This window comes from Faecalibacterium intestinale (assembly GCF_040096575.1).
GTDB classification, from domain to species: domain Bacteria; phylum Bacillota; class Clostridia; order Oscillospirales; family Ruminococcaceae; genus Faecalibacterium; species Faecalibacterium intestinale.
The window spans coordinates 1-1654 of the sequence record NZ_JBBMEN010000059.1 but is presented as its reverse complement, the minus strand read 5'-3'; the positions used below and the strand labels follow the sequence as shown (position 1 = coordinate 1654).

Annotated in this window: 2 protein-coding genes; both read left to right on the top strand. The window is 51.6% G+C overall.

The genetic code is table 11. From position 1 onward, the window contains the following. Positions 1-1010, top strand: a 1010-nt coding sequence (locus WMO20_RS14325; protein ID WP_349187301.1) for a relaxase, incomplete at its 5' end; no start/stop codon positions are given. A 12-nt stretch (positions 1011-1022) separates the two neighbouring features. Continuing rightward, the coding region (locus WMO20_RS14320; RefSeq protein WP_349187300.1) for a ParB N-terminal domain-containing protein at positions 1023-1654 on the top strand (632 nt) is incomplete at its 3' end.

Below are 1654 nucleotides of genomic sequence, written 5' to 3'. Positions count from 1 at the left end.
TGCGTGTTGAGGTCATGGAGCTGTGCGAGGGTGCCGAACTGTACCAGATTGACCTGCTCAACGGCTCGAAGGAGCGCGTGAGCGAAGCTGAGTATTGGGCGCGTAGGCGTGGTCAGTTGAAACTTGACCGTGAGAACGCAGCCCTCACCGCAGCTGGACAGCCGCCCCAGCAGAAGAAGTTTGAAACCGTGAAGGACACTTTGCGGAAACAGATTTCTTCGGTGTTGTACCGCACAACGAGTTTTGAAGATTTTTCTGACAGGCTCATGCAGCAGTATGGTATTGCCGTCAAGGAAAGCCGTGGACAACTCAGCTATCTGCCCTCTGGCAGAACAAGGTTCATCCGGGCGAAACATCTCGGGGACAAGTTCGATAAGGCGGCAGTGCTTGTCACGTTGCAAGCAAACGCCGAACGCAAACCCAAGGCGCAGTTCAAGCAGGATACCATCGGGAAACTGGTGGATATTCAGGCGAAGCTGAAACAGGGCAAGGGCATCGGCTACGAGCGTTGGGCGAAAAAACACAACCTCAAAGCTATGGCACAGACCTTGATTCTCCTAGAAGAAAAGGGCTTGACTGACGAGGACGCACTCGACCAGAGAATCGCAGAGCTTGACACCAAGTTCCATGAATCACTGACCGTAGTGAAAGACCTCGAAGGTCGCATGAAAGCCAACAAAGAGCTGCTCTATCACGTCGCAGCCTACACCAGCACCAAGAGCGTTGCACAGCAGTTAAAAGCTGCAAAACGACCCGCAGCCTTTGAAGAACAGCACCGTGCAGAGCTGACAGCGCACCGGGCGGCAGCAGCCTATTTTAAGGCAAACAACCTCACCAAGCTGCCCAGCCCGAAAAAGCTGGAAGCTGAGTACGCGCAGTTGGCATCCGAAAAGGCAACGTTCTACGAGCAGTACAAGGAAGCCAAAGAAGAACTGCTCAAACTGAAAACCGCAAAGCAGAATGTTGCGTCCTTTTTCCGGGAGGAAGATCAGACGCAGCAGGAGAGATAAAGGAGTGTGCGTATGATCAATCTGAAAATCGACCCGGAGTTCCAGTCTCAGATTCCCCCTCTGACCGATGATGAATTTAAGCAGCTTGAAGAAAACATCCTCAAAGAGGGCAAGCTGATTTCTCCTTTGATCGTGTGGAACAACACACTTGTTGACGGACACAATCGTTATGCAATCCTCCAAAAGCACCCAGAGATTTATTTCTCCACCATGCCGCTCCGATTTGAGAACCGCGAAGAAGCCATTGCGTGGATTTGCCGGAATCAGTTGGGACGGCGAAACCTGAGTCCCGAACAGAAACGCTATCTGCTTGGGAAACAGTATGAAGCTGAAAAGAAAGCTGCAAAAATCTTTCGGGGCAATCAGTACACTTTAGCAAAGAAAAGTGGTGGTGCTCACGATGATAACCACCACTCCGGGAAGAAAACCTGCGACCGGATCGCAGAAGAAAACGGTGTCAGCCGTGCCTCTGTTCTCCGTGCCAGCCACTATACACGAGGCATCGACATCGCAGACAACCTCTCTCCCGGCATCAAGCAGAAAGTCTTTTCCGGCGAAGTGAAGTTTACCAACGAAGAAATGTCCAAGCTTGTGCAGGCAAGTGTCGAGCATCGTTCAGATGTCCTTGCTCAAATCCTGCATCC